This is a genomic window from Rhodococcus sp. BP-316, assembly GCF_019836105.1.
GTDB lineage: Bacteria > Actinomycetota > Actinomycetes > Mycobacteriales > Mycobacteriaceae > Rhodococcoides.
Genome location: NZ_JABUEE010000006.1, coordinates 17,488 through 33,717, shown reverse-complemented (window position 1 = coordinate 33,717; position 16,230 = coordinate 17,488). Strand labels below are relative to the sequence as shown.

The 16,230-nt window shown below is 67.9% G+C and carries 17 protein-coding genes and 1 riboswitch; of the genes, 11 read left to right on the top strand and 6 right to left on the bottom strand.

Annotation, left to right across the window (positions count from 1 at the left end; genetic code table 11):
* Positions 1-12 precede the first annotated feature (12 nt).
* From HQ312_RS12735 to HQ312_RS12720, 4 genes are all read left to right on the top strand, one after another.
* Positions 13-171, top strand: coding sequence for a hypothetical protein (locus HQ312_RS12735; RefSeq protein WP_155957071.1), 159 nt, complete (start codon positions 13-15; stop codon positions 169-171).
* 99 nt (positions 172-270) lie between these two features.
* Positions 271-438: a hypothetical protein gene (locus tag HQ312_RS12730; protein ID WP_155957070.1), complete on the top strand. Its 168-nt coding sequence runs from the start codon at positions 271-273 to the stop codon at positions 436-438.
* A 10-nt stretch (positions 439-448) separates the two neighbouring features.
* A riboswitch (cobalamin riboswitch) is annotated at positions 449-568 on the top strand.
* A 41-nt stretch (positions 569-609) separates the two neighbouring features.
* On the top strand, positions 610-1,632 hold the full coding sequence (locus HQ312_RS12725) for an ABC transporter substrate-binding protein (protein WP_222638818.1): 1,023 nt from the start codon (positions 610-612) through the stop codon (positions 1,630-1,632).
* On the top strand, positions 1,629-2,636 hold the full coding sequence (locus HQ312_RS12720) for an iron ABC transporter permease (RefSeq protein ID WP_222638817.1): 1,008 nt from the start codon (positions 1,629-1,631) through the stop codon (positions 2,634-2,636). The genes HQ312_RS12725 and HQ312_RS12720 overlap by 4 nt, the downstream gene beginning before the upstream one ends.
* 40 nt (positions 2,637-2,676) lie before the next feature.
* Here the strand turns inward: HQ312_RS12720 and HQ312_RS12715 are convergent, their stop codons facing one another.
* Positions 2,677-3,552, bottom strand: a complete 876-nt coding sequence (locus tag HQ312_RS12715; RefSeq protein ID WP_308123886.1) for a type IV toxin-antitoxin system AbiEi family antitoxin domain-containing protein — start codon at positions 3,550-3,552, stop codon at positions 2,677-2,679.
* An 87-nt stretch (positions 3,553-3,639) separates the two neighbouring features.
* A complete protein-coding gene (locus tag HQ312_RS12710) occupies positions 3,640-4,281 on the bottom strand; it encodes a class I SAM-dependent methyltransferase (protein ID WP_222638815.1) in 642 nt (213 codons plus the stop codon).
* An 80-nt stretch (positions 4,282-4,361) separates the two neighbouring features.
* Between HQ312_RS12710 and HQ312_RS12705 the strand changes: the two genes are divergently transcribed.
* Positions 4,362-5,543, top strand: coding sequence for an RtcB family protein (locus tag HQ312_RS12705; RefSeq protein WP_056443848.1), 1,182 nt, complete (start codon positions 4,362-4,364; stop codon positions 5,541-5,543).
* A 37-nt stretch (positions 5,544-5,580) separates the two neighbouring features.
* Here HQ312_RS12705 and HQ312_RS12700 read toward each other — a convergent pair whose 3' ends face one another.
* Both HQ312_RS12700 and HQ312_RS12695 read right to left on the bottom strand, forming a co-directional pair.
* Positions 5,581-6,393, bottom strand: coding sequence for an SDR family oxidoreductase (locus HQ312_RS12700; protein WP_222638814.1), 813 nt, complete (start codon positions 6,391-6,393; stop codon positions 5,581-5,583).
* A 17-nt stretch (positions 6,394-6,410) separates the two neighbouring features.
* Positions 6,411-8,156: an EAL domain-containing protein gene (locus tag HQ312_RS12695; protein ID WP_222638813.1), complete on the bottom strand. Its 1,746-nt coding sequence runs from the start codon at positions 8,154-8,156 to the stop codon at positions 6,411-6,413.
* A 304-nt stretch (positions 8,157-8,460) separates the two neighbouring features.
* On the opposite strand from HQ312_RS12695, the gene HQ312_RS12690 reads away from it, so the two are divergent.
* Genes HQ312_RS12690 through HQ312_RS12680 form a run of 3 tightly spaced genes read left to right on the top strand, consistent with a single transcriptional unit; the run spans position 8,461 to position 11,805 of the window.
* The gene (locus tag HQ312_RS12690; RefSeq protein WP_222638812.1) at positions 8,461-9,432 is read left to right on the top strand and encodes a diiron oxygenase; all 972 of its coding nucleotides are present in this window, start codon (positions 8,461-8,463) and stop codon (positions 9,430-9,432) included.
* A gap of 4 nt (positions 9,433-9,436) precedes the next feature.
* Positions 9,437-11,089, top strand: coding sequence for an FAD-dependent oxidoreductase (locus HQ312_RS12685; RefSeq protein ID WP_222638811.1), 1,653 nt, complete (start codon positions 9,437-9,439; stop codon positions 11,087-11,089).
* 14 nt (positions 11,090-11,103) lie between these two features.
* The gene (locus tag HQ312_RS12680) at positions 11,104-11,805 is read left to right on the top strand and encodes a TetR/AcrR family transcriptional regulator (protein ID WP_222638810.1); all 702 of its coding nucleotides are present in this window, start codon (positions 11,104-11,106) and stop codon (positions 11,803-11,805) included.
* A gap of 51 nt (positions 11,806-11,856) precedes the next feature.
* Here the strand turns inward: HQ312_RS12680 and HQ312_RS12675 are convergent, their stop codons facing one another.
* Positions 11,857-12,213: a hypothetical protein gene (locus HQ312_RS12675; protein ID WP_222638809.1), complete on the bottom strand. Its 357-nt coding sequence runs from the start codon at positions 12,211-12,213 to the stop codon at positions 11,857-11,859.
* Positions 12,214-12,557: 344 nt separating this feature from the next.
* Here HQ312_RS12675 and HQ312_RS12670 point away from each other — a divergent pair, with 344 nt between their 5' ends.
* Together HQ312_RS12670 and HQ312_RS12665 are read left to right on the top strand one after the other, a co-directional pair.
* Positions 12,558-13,196, top strand: coding sequence for a DUF6226 family protein (locus HQ312_RS12670; RefSeq protein WP_222638808.1), 639 nt, complete (start codon positions 12,558-12,560; stop codon positions 13,194-13,196).
* Between the two features lie 76 nt (positions 13,197-13,272).
* The gene (locus HQ312_RS12665) at positions 13,273-14,112 is read left to right on the top strand and encodes a DUF72 domain-containing protein (protein ID WP_222638807.1); all 840 of its coding nucleotides are present in this window, start codon (positions 13,273-13,275) and stop codon (positions 14,110-14,112) included.
* Here the strand turns inward: HQ312_RS12665 and HQ312_RS12660 are convergent.
* Positions 14,079-15,515 (bottom strand): HNH endonuclease signature motif containing protein, encoded by a 1,437-nt coding sequence (locus HQ312_RS12660; protein WP_222638806.1) that lies wholly within the window; start codon positions 15,513-15,515, stop codon positions 14,079-14,081. The genes HQ312_RS12665 and HQ312_RS12660 overlap by 34 nt on opposite strands.
* Positions 15,516-15,995: 480 nt before the next feature.
* Between HQ312_RS12660 and HQ312_RS12655 the strand changes: the two genes are divergently transcribed.
* On the top strand, positions 15,996-16,166 hold the full coding sequence (locus HQ312_RS12655) for a hypothetical protein (RefSeq protein ID WP_222638805.1): 171 nt from the start codon (positions 15,996-15,998) through the stop codon (positions 16,164-16,166).
* Positions 16,167-16,230 lie beyond the last annotated feature (64 nt).

Sequence of the window (16,230 nt, the reverse complement as noted above, 5' to 3'; positions counted from 1 at the left end):
ACACTTCGTGACATGTGGTGGTTCGTCATCGGCTTCGTGGCCGTCTGGATGGTGGTGTCGGTCGTTCTCGGCGTCCGAGTCGGCCATGCCATTCATGTGGCCGACGTCGAGGAAGACGTCGAGCACGCACACGACGTCGACGGTGACGCGCCACTCGCTCCCACGAGGTGATGGGGACCGAGATCTGATTGTGATCGAGCACGGCAATCCTCGCGAATGGCCGTGACGAAAACTCGTCGTGACAACACCGCACCACCTCGGGACCCGCTCGTGACCACGGGCTGGATGCTCGTGGTCGGCATTGCGGTCGCGTGGCTTCTCATGGCGGTCCTCATCGGTGTCTGGATCGGTCGCGCCGTCCGCAAGGCGGAGCGCGACGAGCGCGACGCACGTCGGCAGGAGTCGACTCCCGAACACCGCCGCGACTCGGCGGCCTGACGACCGACCGTTAGAGTGACCCTCGAACAGTCGTTCAGCGAGGGAACCCGGTGCGATTCCGGGACTGGCGCGCAACGGTGACGAGCTTCGGCTCGAAGTCCGATCGCTTGCTGTCCGGCACCACCCTCGAAGCTCCGCGCACGGGCTCCCAGCAGGACGGCACAACCGAACATGACCCCACGCCTAGCGATCGCCGCTGTCGTCACGACAGTCGGCCTCCTCGCCACAGGATGCTCCACCGGCCCGACCACGACGGCTGCGGCCGAGGCCGGAAGCAACTATCCCGTCACCCTCGAGAACTGCGGCCGCACCGTCACCATCGACGCGCCGCCGCAGCGCGCCGTCTCCCTCAACCAGGGATCCACCGAGATTCTGCTGTCCCTCGGGCTGGAAGATCGGATGGTCGGTACCGCCACCTGGACCGACCCGGTACGGGCCGACCTCGCGGACGCCGACGCGCAGGTTCCTCGGCTGGCGGACAACAAGCCCTCGCTCGAGGTGGTGCTGGACACCGAGCCCGATCTGGTCACCGCGTCGTTCGGCGGAACGCTGGGAGAGGGTGGAGTCGCGGACCGCGACCGGTTCGATGCCCTCGGCGTCCCGACGTACCTGTCGCCGACCGACTGCATCGGTAAGTCGGCCACCAGCGTCAACGCCGACGGTGCCCGGGACGAGCCACTGAGCATCGAGACGGTGTTCGAGGAGGTGCGCGATCTCGCGGCGATCTTCGATGTCCGCGACCGAGGGGATGCCCTCGTCGACGAGCTGCGAACGCGCTACGACGCGGCATCCACGCCGGTGTCGGAGGCGTCGCTCGCGTACTGGTTCGCCGACACCACTGCCCCCTACATGGCCGGGTGCTGCGGAGCGTCCGGTGTCATCTCGAACGCGGTGGGCGTGCGCAACGTCTTCGCGGACACGAAGGACGAATGGCCGCAGGTGAGTTGGGAGAGTGTCGCCGACCGCAACCCCTCCGCACTCGTGCTGGCCGACCTCAGCCGGCGCAGCATCGACGGTGACGCGCTGGCGAGCAAGATCGCATTCCTCGAGAGCAACCCGGTGACGAGTCGTATGCAGGCGGTGATCGACAAGCGCTACATCGTCGTGAACGGAGCCGACCTCAATCCGTCGATCCGGACCATCGACGGTATCGAGAAAGTGGCTGCGGCACTGCAGGAGTGGTCGAACGGGTGAGGGTGCGACCGGCATTGGCGGTCGTGGCCACGCTGCTGGCGGTCGTCGCGTCGGTGGCGGTGTCCATCGCGCTGGGCCCGGCGAACGTGACGGTGCCCGACGTGGTCGCCGTCGTCGTCGCGCATCTCGGTGGCCCGCCGGCGGACGTCAGCCGCATCCAGGACGGCATCGTCTGGGAACTGCGGCTTCCCCGTGCACTTCTCGCGGCGATCTGCGGGTGCGGCCTGGCGCTGTGTGGCGCGATCATGCAGTCGCTGCTGCGTAACCGCTTGGCGGATCCGTTCGTTCTCGGCATCTCGTCCGGTGCCTCGACGGGCGCCGTGTCGGTGGCGGTGCTCGGTGTGGGTGCGGGCGCACTGTCGCTGTCGACCGGCGCCTTCGTCGGTGCTCTCGTGTCCTTCGTGCTGGTGATGATGCTGGCCACCGGCGCCGGCGGTGGAACTGGGCCGGTGATCTTGGCGGGAGTGGCCGGTACGCAGTTGTTCTCGGCCCTCACCTCGTTCATCGTGCTGTCCTCCGCCGACGCCGAGCAGACGCGCGGGGTGCTGTTCTGGTTGCTGGGCTCGCTCGCCGGTGCCGGGTGGAGCGATGTCGCGGTGTGCGCCGGCGCCGTCGGGATCGGGGCGGTGGCGTGCGTGGTGGCGGCGCCGTCGCTCGACGCGGTCACGCTGGGATCGGACACGGCCCGCGCGCTCGGTGTCTCGATGCTCCGCCTGTCCGTCGTCCTGCTCGGAGTCACTGCACTGATGACCGCGACCATCGTGGCGTCGGCGGGAGCCATCGGGTTCGTCGGGCTGGTCATCCCGCACGCGGCTCGCATCCTCGTCGGCACCGCCCATCACCGCGTGCTGCCGGTGTCCATGGCGATCGGTGCCGTGTTCATGGTGTGGGCGGACACCCTGGCGCGCAGCGTCTTCGCTCCTCAGGAGATCCCGGTGGGGGTCGTGACGGCGCTCGTGGGTGTGCCGGCGTTCGCGATCATCCTGTTGCGTGGAAAACGCTGATAGTGGAATCTGGACCCCGGAATCCGGGGCGCCGATTCCACTATCGACGCAGTGCCCGACGTACTTCGGCGATCACGGCATCGGGCTCTCGGATCAGCCGGTGGTAGGTGAACCGGAGCACCGTCCAGCCGTCGTTCACGAGCGCGTTCTGACGCACCGCGTCGTGTGCCATGCGCTCGGGCGTGCGGTGATACGCCCAGCCGTCGATCTCGATCGCCACCCGCCGGTCGACGAAGGCCACGTCGATCACGTAGCCGCACGATCGCACGGCGCACTCCCATCCCGTGATGCGAAAGGTGCGCAGCAGTCGAAGGAAGATTCGCTCCGCCTCGGATTCGCCGCCGGTCGCCGCGTGCACGAGCATCGCCGCGGCGCGAGGGCTGCCGACACGTCCGGGGTTGCGAGCGTGGGCACTCTGCAGCCGGTCCAGTGACGTGCGGGTCTGCAGTGCGCGGTCGAGGAACTGGGTTCCGTCGCCGGGTCGTGCCTCCTCCAGGATCACCGCGGTCTCCAGCACAGTCAGAGCGAGGCCGGTGACGCGGAGATCGCGGGCCACCGCCACGTCGACTGCAGGAACGTCGCGTCGTCGCACGGTGACCGACCGATCGAGGTAGCGCCGAGCACGCGGAATGGTCACCCAGGAGTGGGCGGGCGGCCGCTCGAGCAGGCCGAGCCACCACGCGGCGGTGGGCCCACTCGCCAGTGCTCCGCGACCGCATCGGAGCACCGCGATGCGCACCATCGCCTGCTGGGTGACCGGTTGACCTGCCGGCATGTAGATTCCCGACGCCATGCGGGTCCAGCGTCCTGCGGACACGCGGCGTTCGAGCGCAGTGGACGACAGCCCCAGTGCGAGGGCCTGCGCCCGGCTGATGACGCCGTCGTGCCGACCAGCGAATCTGTCCAGTTCGTCCACGCACTGTTGGACGGTCGTGGGCCCACCGGGGATCCCCGCAGGAACAGTGGAACCAGGACCCCGGAAACCGGGGTCTGACATCCACGATCAACACCCCCGCGGCGGCGGCTCCACGAGGTGATCGCGTGCCCGCGCGACGACGAACGCCTGCGCCGCCGTCTCCGTGCCGTGGGCGGATCGCACGGCGTCCCGGTGCAGCACGTACCCGCTGTCGATGAGCAGCGACTGCACCTCGTCGACGTCGTGGCGGAGGTAGTCGAGGTGCACGTCCCGCCCGAACGCGGTGCGCAGTTCGCGGGTGGGTGCGGCGGTCTGGAATGCCAGCAGCAGCCAGCCGTCCGGGACGGTGACGCGGCGGAACTCGGAGAACAGAGCGGGCAGATCGGCGGTGGGGGTGTGCACGATCGAGTACCAGGCGCACACGCCGTGAACAGAACCGTCGGCCAGGGGGAGCGCGGTCATGTCGCCCACCACCCAGGAGGCCGGCCCCGATGCTGCGGCGATCATGCCCTTCGACGCGTCGAGGCCCAGGACGTCGAGGCCGGCACCCGCGAGCTCGCGTGCCGCCTGGCCGGGCCCGCACCCGGCGTCGAGCACCGTCGTGCCGCGCGAGGACCGCACCGAGCGAGCGAACGACGACAGGAACCCGCGGTCGAAGGGGCGCGAGCCGAGCTCGTCGGCGAAGGCTGCCGCGTAGTCCGGGGCGATCGCGTCGTACTCCGAGTGCATGCGGGACAGCGTAATTGCCTGGCCCCGAGGTACCCACACCTCGTACCGTCACTGACTCACCGACAACGAAGGAGATCACCATGCCACCGACAGGCGCGGGAACGCGGCTGCTCAACTGGGCCTCGGCCATCGAGGACGCCACGTTGGAGCAGGCGCGTCGCACCGCGGCCATGCCGTTCATCCACCCCCATGTCGCCCTGATGCCCGATGCGCACCCCGGAATGGGAAGCGCTGTGGGCACGGTCATTCCGACACTGCGCGCGGTCATCCCCGCCGCGGTCGGCGTCGATATCGGGTGCGGGATGATCGGCGTCGAGACGACGCTGACTCACAGCGACATCACGGACCTCGACCTGGCGCAGCTGCGTCAGGACGTCGAGCGCGTCATCCCCCTCTCGCCTGGCAACTACAACGGGCACCTCGACCGCTTCGAGTTCACCGCTGCCAAGATCGCGGAGCTCGAGGAACTGGCCGAGAAGAGCGGGGTGGACCTGTCGCACTCGCCGAAGTGGCGTCAGCAGCTGGGGTCTCTCGGTGGTGGCAACCACTTCATCGAGCTGTGTCTCGACGAGCGGGACCGGGTGTGGCTGTTCCTGCACTCGGGTTCGCGAGGGGTGGGCAACAAGATCGCCAAGAAGCACATCGCGATCGCGCAGAAGATGTGCGAGAAGTGGTGGATCCAGCTGCCCGACCGTGACCTCGCGTACCTGGCCCAGGGCACGCCCGAGTTCGATCGGTACATCGCGGATCTGACGTGGGCGCAGCGGTTCGCGTACCTCAACCGGGCCGAGATGATGGATCGGTTCCTGCACCAGTTCGTGCATCGGGCCGGTACCGACACGAGTGTCGAGTCGGATCGAATCAACTGTCACCACAACTACACCCGGCCGGAGAAGCATGCCGGCAAGGACGTGTGGCTCACCCGTAAGGGCGCCGTCCACGCGGCCGAGGGTGTGCGGGCCATCATTCCGGGCAGCATGGGAACGCGGTCGTACGTCGTCGAGGGCAAGGGCAGCGCGAGCGGTCTGCACTCGGCTCCGCACGGTGCGGGTCGGCGGTTCTCCCGGGCCGAGGCGCGCAAGCGCTACACGCAGGACGACCTGCGGGAGCGGATGGTGGGGATCGAGTACCGGGACTCGGCCGAGTTCATCGACGAGATCCCCGATGCCTACAAGTCCATCGACGTGGTGATGGAGGATGCTCGCGATCTGGTCACGGTGCTCCACGAGCTCCGCCAGATCATGAACGTCAAGGGCACCTGACGACCCCGATGGCCCTGCAGTGCAGGGCCATCGGACGTCACACGCTCCGCCAGGCGTCGTCCCTCACGAACTGGACGGCCTGCGGCCCCATCAGGGCCATGCCGCCGTCCACGACGAGGGAGGCGCCCGTCATGTACGACGACGTCGGGCCGGCGAGGAACGCGACGACGGAGGCGATCTCCCGTGCGTCGCCGGTACGCCCGAGCGGGACACCCGGCCGGGGGTTGCTCTCGGGGTTCTCGTCGGTCTGACCGGTCATCGGTGTCGAGATCTCGCCCGGCGCAACCGAGTTCACCGTGATGCCGAACTGCGCGAGCTCGATCGCCATCACCTGCGTCAGTCCGCCGAGACCGGCCTTCGCGGCGCAGTACGGTGCCGCCCCGACCTTGGGCAGGTGTTCGTGCACGCTGGTGACATTGACGATGCGCCCGCCGTGAGCCTGCTCCACCATCAGCCGTGCGGCGTGCTGGCCACACAGGAACGCCCCGTCGACGTCGACCGACAGCACCGTGCGCCACGACTCGAAGTCCAGGTCGAGGAACGAGGTGGCGGTCCCCGTGCCGGAGCAGTTCACCAGCACGTCGATCCCGCCGAGCTCACTGGCCAGCGAGTCGACGGCGAACGGGGCGCCCGGGAGGTCGGTCAGGTCCATGTGGGCACTGAACCCGCTGCACCCGAGCGCGCGGATCTCCGCGACGGTGGCCTCGGCGCCCTCGCGGTCGCGGTTGTAGGTCACCCCGACGTCGAGGCCGCCGCCGGCCAACGCGACGGCCACCGCGCGGCCGATGCCGGAGTCGCCGCCGGTCACGACGGCGGTGCGGGGAACGAAGTCGGAACCGGGTGTCGTCATGGCCTGGCCATACCCGCTCAGAGGGCGTTCATGCCGTCCTGACGGCTCAGGATCGGAGTGGAGGTGGGACGCCCCAGCAGGAACCCCTGCACCATGTCGGCACCGAGGCTGCGCGCCGACTCCAGCTCCTGCGGCGTCTCGATGCCCTCGTACACGCATTCCGCACCGATGGCGGCCGCGAAGGTGGTGAGGGCGCTGGCGGCGGCGCGGCGCATGGGGTCGGTGTCGATGCCGCGCACGATCGAGGCGTCGAGCTTGAGGACGTCGGGCTTGATCTCGACGAGCTGACGGAGACCGGAGTAGCCGGCCCCGACGTCGTCGACGGAGATGGACAGGCCCTCGTCGCGCAGATGATCGAGCGCGGCGCCGAGTGCGGTGTAGTCGCTGACCAGGTCGTGCTCGGTGATCTCGACGACGACGCGTCGGCACTCGGCGGCCTCGTCGAGAATCGGTACCAGGTCGGTGGCGACGATGGTGGTCGCCGAGACGTTGACGGCGAGGAAGACGTCGGTCGGGAGGTCTCGGGACGCCGCGACGGCGCGTCGGACAGCAGCGAGCTCCAGCGGGATCTGCAGGCCGTCGGCGGCCGCGTCGAGGAACCAGCTCTGGGTGGTGCCGTGCCCGGAAGGGAAGCGGGACAACGCTTCGTAGCCCATGACCCGACCCGTCGACACCGACAATACGGGTTGGAATACGATGGCGGGCCCGCCGTCGGCGATCAGCTCGGCGACGTGGTGGTTGCTGCGCGGAGCCACGGCGTCGCCGTACTGCAGGAACGCGGCGGCGGTGAGGGTCTTGCCGAGCGCGACGGTCACCGTGGTGCGGTAGTCGACCGGCACGGTGGAACTGGTGCAGGTCATGCTGACGGTGGCGCTGCGCAGGCGGGTCGACTCCACCAGGGCGCGCGCCGCGGCGAGCCGCTCGGCCACGTCGTCCGCGGAACCGAGCCAGACACAAGCGAATTCGCCCGGTTGGGTCCGGGCCACGATGGCGTCGGGAAACGCATCCGTGAGGAGACTCGATGTCTCGGCGACCAGGTCGTGGCTCGTGGCGCGGCCGAGGCGTCGCTCGATCTGCACGAAGTCGCGGAGATGGACGACGGCCGTGCCCAGGGTCTGCTCGACTCCGCGGGGGACATCGAACCGGGCGACGGCGCCGTCGAGGCCGCGACGGTTGAGCAGGCCGCTGACGCTGTCGCGTCGGCTGTTCTCGAGCTTGTCGGTGAGGAAGTCGACGTGCATCTTGAGCAGGATCGGCACGATGACCGCGGTGAGCAGGGTGAGCGCTCGAGACAGAACGAGCCAGCCGGGGACTCCGTCGTGTACCGAGAGCACAGACAGCACGACGAGGATCGCTGCGGCGAAGGCCAGTTGGGCCGCCAGGATCCGCCCGGAGACGTACACACCCGCGAACAACGACACCAGCATCAGTAGGACAACGCCGGGAAGGGCGTCGAACGGCGAGCGGGAGGCGAACAGAACGACGGTGATGCCGATGTCGGCGTAGACGACGAAAGGGATCGAGTAGCGGAGGTTCCGCCCGTAGAGGTAGATGAGCAACGCGGACGGAAGAGTGGTCAGCGCCGCCACGGCGACGATGACGAAGGACGTCCTGTCGAACTGCGGTGACAGACCCCAGGTGATCCCGGCCAGGCCCACGATGATGACCAGCGTCAACACGACGAGACGCATCGCAGGCACGCTCGGGTACTCGAGGCGTGCCGCGGCGTGGTCGGCGGTCGGGATCGGACGTACGGGCAACACACACTCTCGTTCGTCGAGCCGCGTCGACCCCCGACGAACGATGCGGCAGTGAGGAGAAGGACAGGTCGAGTTCCCGGTATTCGGAGCTGCGGTTCGCAAGGACGGGCAAACGGTACCCGATGATCGAAGAATAGATGCCGAGTGAATGCAACAACCGAGAATGGCCTGATTTCGGCCACGATGACAACGTTCGTTGTACCAATTCGCGACGGCTCAACGCTTGCGTGGTACACCGAGTTGCAGTAACTTTTACTGCAACAGCCTGTCGCACCAAGTCGGCCCGGCACTCACGGAGGTTCACGCCATGACGATCACATCCGACACGCGCTCCGAGTACGAGCAGACGCTGCGCACCCTGTCCGAAGCGTCCGTTCACCAGCACTTCGATGCATTCCTCGACATCCCCTGGGACGATCCGTACTACGCGATCGTGGCCGACGATCCCCGCTGGGTGCTCCCGGCAGCCGATCCGCTGGGCAACACCGAGTGGTACCGGTCGCTGCCTCTCGATCGGCAGATCGCGGTCGGGATGTACCGGCAGGCCAACATCCTCAAGGTGGGTCTGCAGTTCGAGCAGGTGCTCATCGCCGGCATCATGAACTACGCGCTGCGGCTCCCGAACGGCTCGCCGGAGTTCCGCTACTCCACGCACGAGGCGACGGAGGAGTGCCACCACACCCAGATGTTCCAGGAGCTGGTGAACCGGATCGGTGTCGCCGTGCCCGGTGGCCCGAAGTGGTTCCGCAAGGCCGGCCCTCTTCTTCCCCTCTTCGCGGGCCCGCTGCCGTTCGGCTTCTTCGTCGGAGTGCTGGCCGGCGAGGAGCCCATCGACCATGCGCAGAAGTCGATCCTGCGCGCCGGTGCATCGCAGCACCCGTTGATGACGCGCATCATGCAGATCCACGTCGCCGAGGAGGCGCGGCACATCGGCTTCGCGCACCAGTACCTGGAGCACCGCGCGCCCAAACTGTCCCGACGTCAGCGGTTCGCGATGTCCATCGCGACGCCGATCATCATGCGCGTGCTGTGCGACGTCATCATGAAACCCAGCAAGCAGGTGCAGCGCGAGCTCGGAATCCCGCCCGAGGTGGTGCGTGAGGTGTGGTGGGACAACGAGGCCTCCGCGAAGACGTTGCGCGACATGTTCGGTGACGTCCGCAAGCTGTCCGAGGACATGGGCCTGATGAACCGCGTCTCGAAGCGTCTGTGGACGAGTCTGCGTATCGACGGACGCCCGTCGCGGTTCCGCAGCGAGCCCGCCTCCGCCGCGGCCTGATTCGATGCCCCACGTCGTCACCGGGACGTGCTGCGCCGACGCGTCCTGCGTCCTCGCGTGCCCGGTCAACTGCATCCACCCCGCGCCGGGTGAGCCCGGGTTCGGGACCACCGACATGCTGTTCATCGACCCGGCGACATGCGTGGGATGCAGTGCCTGTGTGACGGCGTGCCCGGTGGGCGCGATCGTCCCCGATACGAAGCTGACCATCGAGACGGCTCCGTACGCGGCCCTCAACGCGGAGTACTTCGAGCGGTCTCCGCACGCGGACCGCACTCCGCTGGCTCTCGTTGCGCCGCAACGCCGTCTGCGCCGCGGTGGCCCGTTCCGCGTCGCGGTGATCGGTGCCGGGCCCGCCGGGCTGTACACCGCGGACGAGCTGCTCAAGCATCCCGAGGTGGCGTCGGTCGACGTCTACGACAAGCTCCACACTCCGCACGGTCTGGTGCGGCACGGCGTCGCGCCCGACCACGCGACCACCAAGAAGGTCACCGATCTCTTCGAGGCGATCGAGAACGAGCCCGGCTTCCGTTACGTGCTGGGCGCCGATGTGGGCACGACTGTCACTGTGGCGCAACTGGAATCGGTCTATCACGCCGTAGTGTTCGCCGTCGGCGCCTCGTCCGATCGCGCGCTCGGCATTCCCGGTGAGAATCTGACGGGCTCCGTGGCGGCCACCGACCTCGTCGGCTGGTACAACGGCCATCCCGACCATCGGGACGCCGCCGTCACGCTCGATCACCAGCGCGCCGTCGTCGTCGGCAACGGCAACGTCGCCCTCGACGTCGCGCGCATGCTCACCCGCGACACCGAATGGCTCTCGGAGAGAACGGACATCGCGCCGCACGCTCTCGACCAGCTCCGGGGATCTCGGATCCGAGAGGTGCAGATTCTCGGCCGACGCGGACCGGCCGACGCGGCCTTCACCGTGCCCGAGCTGATGGGTCTCGCAGCGCTCACCGATGTCGATGTCATCGTCGAGGCGGATCCCGCACAGCTGCAAGGTGACGATCAGCGGAGTCGCCTGCTCGCGGAGCTGGCTGCTCGGCCGCGATCGACAGACGCCACGCGCCGTCGCATCGTGCTCACGTTCGCGGTGTCTCCGGTGGAGATCCTGGGCCGGGACGGCCGGGTGACCGGCGTCCGCGTCGCCCGGAACAACCTGGTCGAGGGTGCTGACGGTGCCGTCGTCGCCGTCCCGACGTCCGACGAGTACGTCCTCGACGCCGGCCTGGTGGTGCGGTCGGTCGGCTTCCGCGGTGTCGGTCTGCCCGGGCTCCCGTTCGACGAGCGCACGGGCACCGTGCCGAACGATCGCGGGCGGGTGGCGCCGGGTGTGTTCGTCGTCGGGTGGATCAAGCGCGGTCCGCGCGGCTTCATCGGCACGAACAAGACCTGCGCGCAGGAGACGGTGGAGGCGGTGCTCGACCACCTGGACTCCGACATCACCGAGCCGCACCACACGCCCGACGAGTTGATCGCAGCGGCGATCCCGCGGGCGGGTGACCTGGCGGCATGGCGCCGGCTGGATGCGGAGGAGCTCGCTCTCGGTCGACGGAACGGTCGGCCGCGCGTGAAGATCGTCGATCGGCTCGATCAGGAGGCCGTCGCGGCACGTGTGAACGTCAGGGCTCCGCGGAGACTACTGCGTACGTGAGATGCTTCGGTGCGATGAGCACCGAGCGCACCACCTCCGGTGACGGCCGGAGGCGACGGTGGGATCAGCACAACGCCGACCGCCGCCGTCAGGTGATCGCCGCTGCCCTCGACGTGCTCGAGCGGGGCGTGCATCCGGGGGAGTGGGTCACGGCGCAGCAGATCGCCGACGAGGCGCGCATCCATCGCACCGGCATCTACCGCTACTTCGCCGACCGGGCTGACCTCGACGTCGCCATCCAGCACACCATCTGCGAGCAGCTGGAACACACCCTGACGGCGTCGGTGACACTCGAGGGTCTGCCACGCTCGGTGGTGCAACGGGTGGTCGACTCGTACGTGCGCTGGGTCGTGGCCCACCCCACCTGGACGTACGTCATCGAGCAGAACGTCACCGGATCGTCCGAATCACCTCTGCAGAGCACCATCGCCCGCGTCGCCGAGAAGATCGAGGTGGCCGTCGGCGGATTCCTCGCCCTCGTCGACGCCGATCTGGGCGACGACGACCTGCGCCTGGTCGGGCCGTGGGTGTCGAGCCTCATCTCCGGCTGCGTCGGCGCCGTGAGAACGTGGCGCGCACAGAAGGATTCGGTCGATCTCGACACGTTCGCTGCCTTCCTCGCCGACACCATCTGGCTGCAGATCACGGGCCTCGGCGCGTCGCGGGGGATCACGATCCCGAACGTGCCGCTGGAGAGGGTGCTGGACAGTCCCTGATCCCTGGCGTCATGGTGGCTCTCGCACGCTCCCATTCACCGCACCGGTCGGTCACTGCCCGTAGGTATGGCGGAGGTTGCCATTGATCAGCCTGTCGATGCGCTTGCGCATGCCGCGAACGGCGTCGTCGTCAGGGCGCGGTGGGTCGAGGAGCAACGTCCACCGGAGGTTCGTCCCAGCGCCACCGTCGGCCAGGTCGAATTTAATACGGGCCTCGGGTCTCGCCGGCCAGAGCGACGACCACACGACCAGCGACGGCGGCTCGGACTCGATGACGCGCGGAAGCGTCTCGTCATCGAGCAGGTGCAACCACGGTCGTCTGGTCTCTCGACCCGGATGCGCGAGATCGTCGAAGACCACATGTCGGGGCGGTGGCTGGTTCTTCCGTCGGGTCACGACCTCGTCCATGCACCGAACCGTACGGTGTCGAGGGGATCGTGAAAAACAGTTTTCCGAGCACCGGAATGCTTGCCACACTGGACCGATGTGGGGCCCCGATCTCGAGTACGTCGACGAATGAACGTTTCCGCTGCTCCCCGACTCCGGAATGGGTGCGCCCACCCAGATGGTCGACGCGTGTGTCGCGGTGGGGTCGGACCTGCACTGGCGCCGGTCCGGTGCGCACCTGGACCTCGACCGACTTCGGTGGACCCTCTCGCTTCACGAGACGGGTGTCGCGGTGTGGCGCGATCCCCGCACGGACCGGGCGGTAGCACCGATCGGACTGCTCGCAGCGAGAGAGGATGACTGACGTGAGTTCGTACGTACGCCCCACGATCGAGGAGTCGGTGTTCCGCGACTCCGACGGTCGGGTCATCGACTACGGGAACCTGTGGGCCGACTCTCCGCCGGAGAGTGCCTATTCCGTGACCGAACACCCGGAACGCTATGCGCCACTTCATGTGATCGCGGATGCCCTCATCGAGCACCTGGGCGACACCTACGACGTCGAGATCGACGAGGGTCCGGAGGCGGTGGCGGACTTGATTCGTCCGAATCGTGACGTGGTTCGGGGAGTCCGCGTTCGGCCGAACGCGTCGACGTGCGCACCTCTGACGCTGGTGTTCACCCCGTACCCGGGGATCGCAGTGCACGCGGGTCTGCTGCACGATTTCTACTTCCCGAGCTGCGGGTGCGACGCGTGCGACTCGACCTGGCAGGACGAAGCCGACGGCCTCGAGCGTCAGGTGTTCGCGGTCGTGAACGGCAACTATCGGGAGAGTGTGAAGCGCGGGCTCCGTCCGATGGTCGGGTACGCATTCACCTTTCCCGACGGCGCGAGCTCGGGGCGGACCGGTTCCGACGGTATCCCCGCAGCGCGTCTCGACGCTGCGGATCCCATTCTCCGTGCACTGCCTGACGGCTGGGCCGCCTGGCCACCGCGACCGTGATCGCACCAGGCCCCATGTGTCGCAGCCCGGTGTGCGGGTATCTGCTGACGGACGCCGAGAGGACGGGAGGTAGCCGATGGAACTTCGCATCGGCATCTCCGGCTGGCGTTATGCGGGCTGGCGGGGCGACTTCTATCCCGCGGGGCTGGCGCAGCGCCGTGAGCTGGAGTACGCCTCCCGTGCACTGACCTCCATCGAGATCAACGGCTCGTTCTACTCCCTGCAGCGGCCGTCGAGTTACCAGCGTTGGCGTGCGGAGACACCCGAGGGCTTCGTGTTCGCGGTGAAGGGGCCGCGCTTCGTCACCCACATGAAGAAGCTGGTGGGGGTGGACGCGGCGCTGGGCAACTTCTTCGCGTCGGGTGTTCTCGCGCTGGGGCCACAGCTCGGGCCGATCCTGTGGCAGCTGCCGGCCACGTTCCGTTTCGACGCCACGAGGATGGCCGACTTCTTCGCGCTGCTGCCGCGGTCGACAACGGAGGCCGCTCGGCTGGGGGAGAAGCACGACGACAAGCTCGCCGACGACCGCATGTTCCTGGACGTCGACGAGGACCGGCCGCTGCGACACTGTCTCGAGGTGCGGCACCCGAGCTTCGACTCAGCGGAGGCGTACGAGCTGATGCGGGCACAGGGCATCGGGTGCGTGGTGGCCGACTCGGCGGGGAAGTTCCCGATGCTCACCGAGGTGACCAGCGACGTGGTCTACGTCCGGTTGCACGGCGACACGGAGCTGTACACGAGTGGGTACTCCGACGAGGCGCTCGGCCGGTGGGCCGAGCGCATCGGTGAGTGGCGCGCTGCGAAGCGAGACGTGTACGTCTACTTCGACAACGACGCGAAGGGCTTCGCGCCGTGGGATGCGTTGCGGCTCAGCGAGATGACTCATGCCGCCGGCTCGTCGTCCTCCCACAGATAGTCCTGTGGGTGGTGATAGTGGTTCACCCGGCCCGTCCTCGACGGGTCGATGAGGGCAGGCGGGTGCCACAGAGTGCGCCCGGCGTAGGGATGGCCTGGTGGCGCTGTGGTGGTGGACCATCCGAGTGCTCCGTCGTGGACCATCGGATGGTGCATGTCGCACACGAAGGTGAGCGACTCGATGTCTGTGGGCCCGCCGTCCTGCCACTCGTGGATGTGGTGCGCCTGGGTGGCGACGGCAGGGCGATCACACCCCGGTGCTGTGCATCCGCGGTCCGTGGCCATCAGGACGAGGCGCTGGTCCTCACTGGCGATGCGGCGGGTGCGGCCGAAGTGCAGTGGTCTGCCGTCGTCGTCGCCGAAGACAGCGAGGTAGTGGTCGGCGTGCGACCCCATGCGGATGACGTCGCGGATCGGCATGGTGGAACCCGTTGCGGTGGTGGCCAGTCCGGTGCCTCGGATCAGGTCCTCGAGCCGGGCGACGATGATGACCTTGACCGGCACACCGCGATGCTTGCCGAGATCGTCGGAGGACAGTGTGTCGCGCAGCAGCAATTTGAGAGCGTCGTGCCGTCGTTGCGGTGTGGTCCGGGTGTCGCGCTGGCGGGTCTCGTCGTCCGGTTCTCCGATGACGGGCGCGCGTGTGTCCTCGGGATTGCCCACTCCGAGCGCCGCGTACTTGCTGTTGTAGGCGTCGATGTACGCCGCGGTCTCGGGATCGAGAACGAACCTGCCGCTGCGCATCCCGTCGCTGTCCTGCTTGCCCATGAAGATGCCGCGCTTGCGGACGCGCTCCGGCGGGAGCTCGAACTCGCCTTCCTCGACGATGTGCGCGGTGATGCGTTCGGCGAGCGCCGCGAGCTCTGCGGGACGCACCTCGCGCGCCGCGTCGGCCAGGTGGCGCTCCGCGTGGGCGCGGGTGTCGGCATCCACAGCAGCGGGGAGATTCTTGTCGAACTTCCGGATCACCTTCACGTGGGCCGGGTCGATGGCACCCTCGCGCAGCGCCGCAGCGGTGGCGGGCAGCTCGGGTTTGATGACGTCGCCGAGCAGGGTGGTCCTGTTGCCGAGCTGAGCGGCCACGGACAGTCGCGCCACGGCGGCTGCGCGATCGATGGTCAGGAGTTGAGCCAGCGCATCGGCGTTGTGCGCCCCGGTCTCCTCGAAGCCGCGCTGCTGGACGAGTTCGGCCAGCCACACGTGCGCCTGCGCCTGCCGCGACCGCGTCACCTTCTCGTCCCGCACCAGAAGGGCGAGACGGTCGGCCGTCCCGATGTGCTGAGTGTCGTAGGCCGCGATGCGGCGCGTCAGCTCCTCCTGCGCATCGACGAGCTGGGCGAGAACGGGGTCGCCGATGGAGCCGTCGTCACGACGACCATCCCCTGCGTTTCCCCCCGAAAACATGCCTCACAGTACCGCGGACCACCGACAAAAATCGAACATGTGTTCGATTTGCCTACATGCGCGCAAGTGGGCCGAATTCAGAGAAGGCCGTGGCTGATGCAGAGAAACAGCAACACGAGAAAAGCGACGAAACTGACACCGACGGAGCTGACTTGTCCGAGAGTCGGTTTATCGGGCGCAACAATGCGCGAACGTCGTCTGACCATGCGGAAAGTATGGCCATCCGCTGTTTCCGCTGCAAGTCATCCCGCGATCTCATTCGACTCGTCCTCGGCGTCGAAGAACTCGAAACACGCCTGAACAGGCCGAGTGCACGGAAGCGTCGTTGACCCCGTCCTTCGATCGAATGACAGGCTCTGTGGTGCGGATCGCGTACCGAAGACGCCCGTGGTGGCGCTTCGAACCCCGCCGAGAAACGTTCTCAATGGTTTAATTGCCATTTCTGGTCACATTTCCGAATTTCGGTGTCACACTCGTGCGATGTGGTGGATCGTCTACGGCATCGGCGCCGTCTGGGTTGTCGCAGCCCTGGTCATCGGCGTCGCCATGGGCCGTGCCATTCACAATGCGGACATCGAGGACGGGGCTCGCATTCTGCGCGAGGAGACGCCTCTGAACCGCAATCCCCGGACGCCCGTCACGCTCGAGTAGCGGCCCGTGAAACGGTGTCGCAATGTCCAGCATTGGCGACGTCAGCGGAAACCCGGCGCAGCGC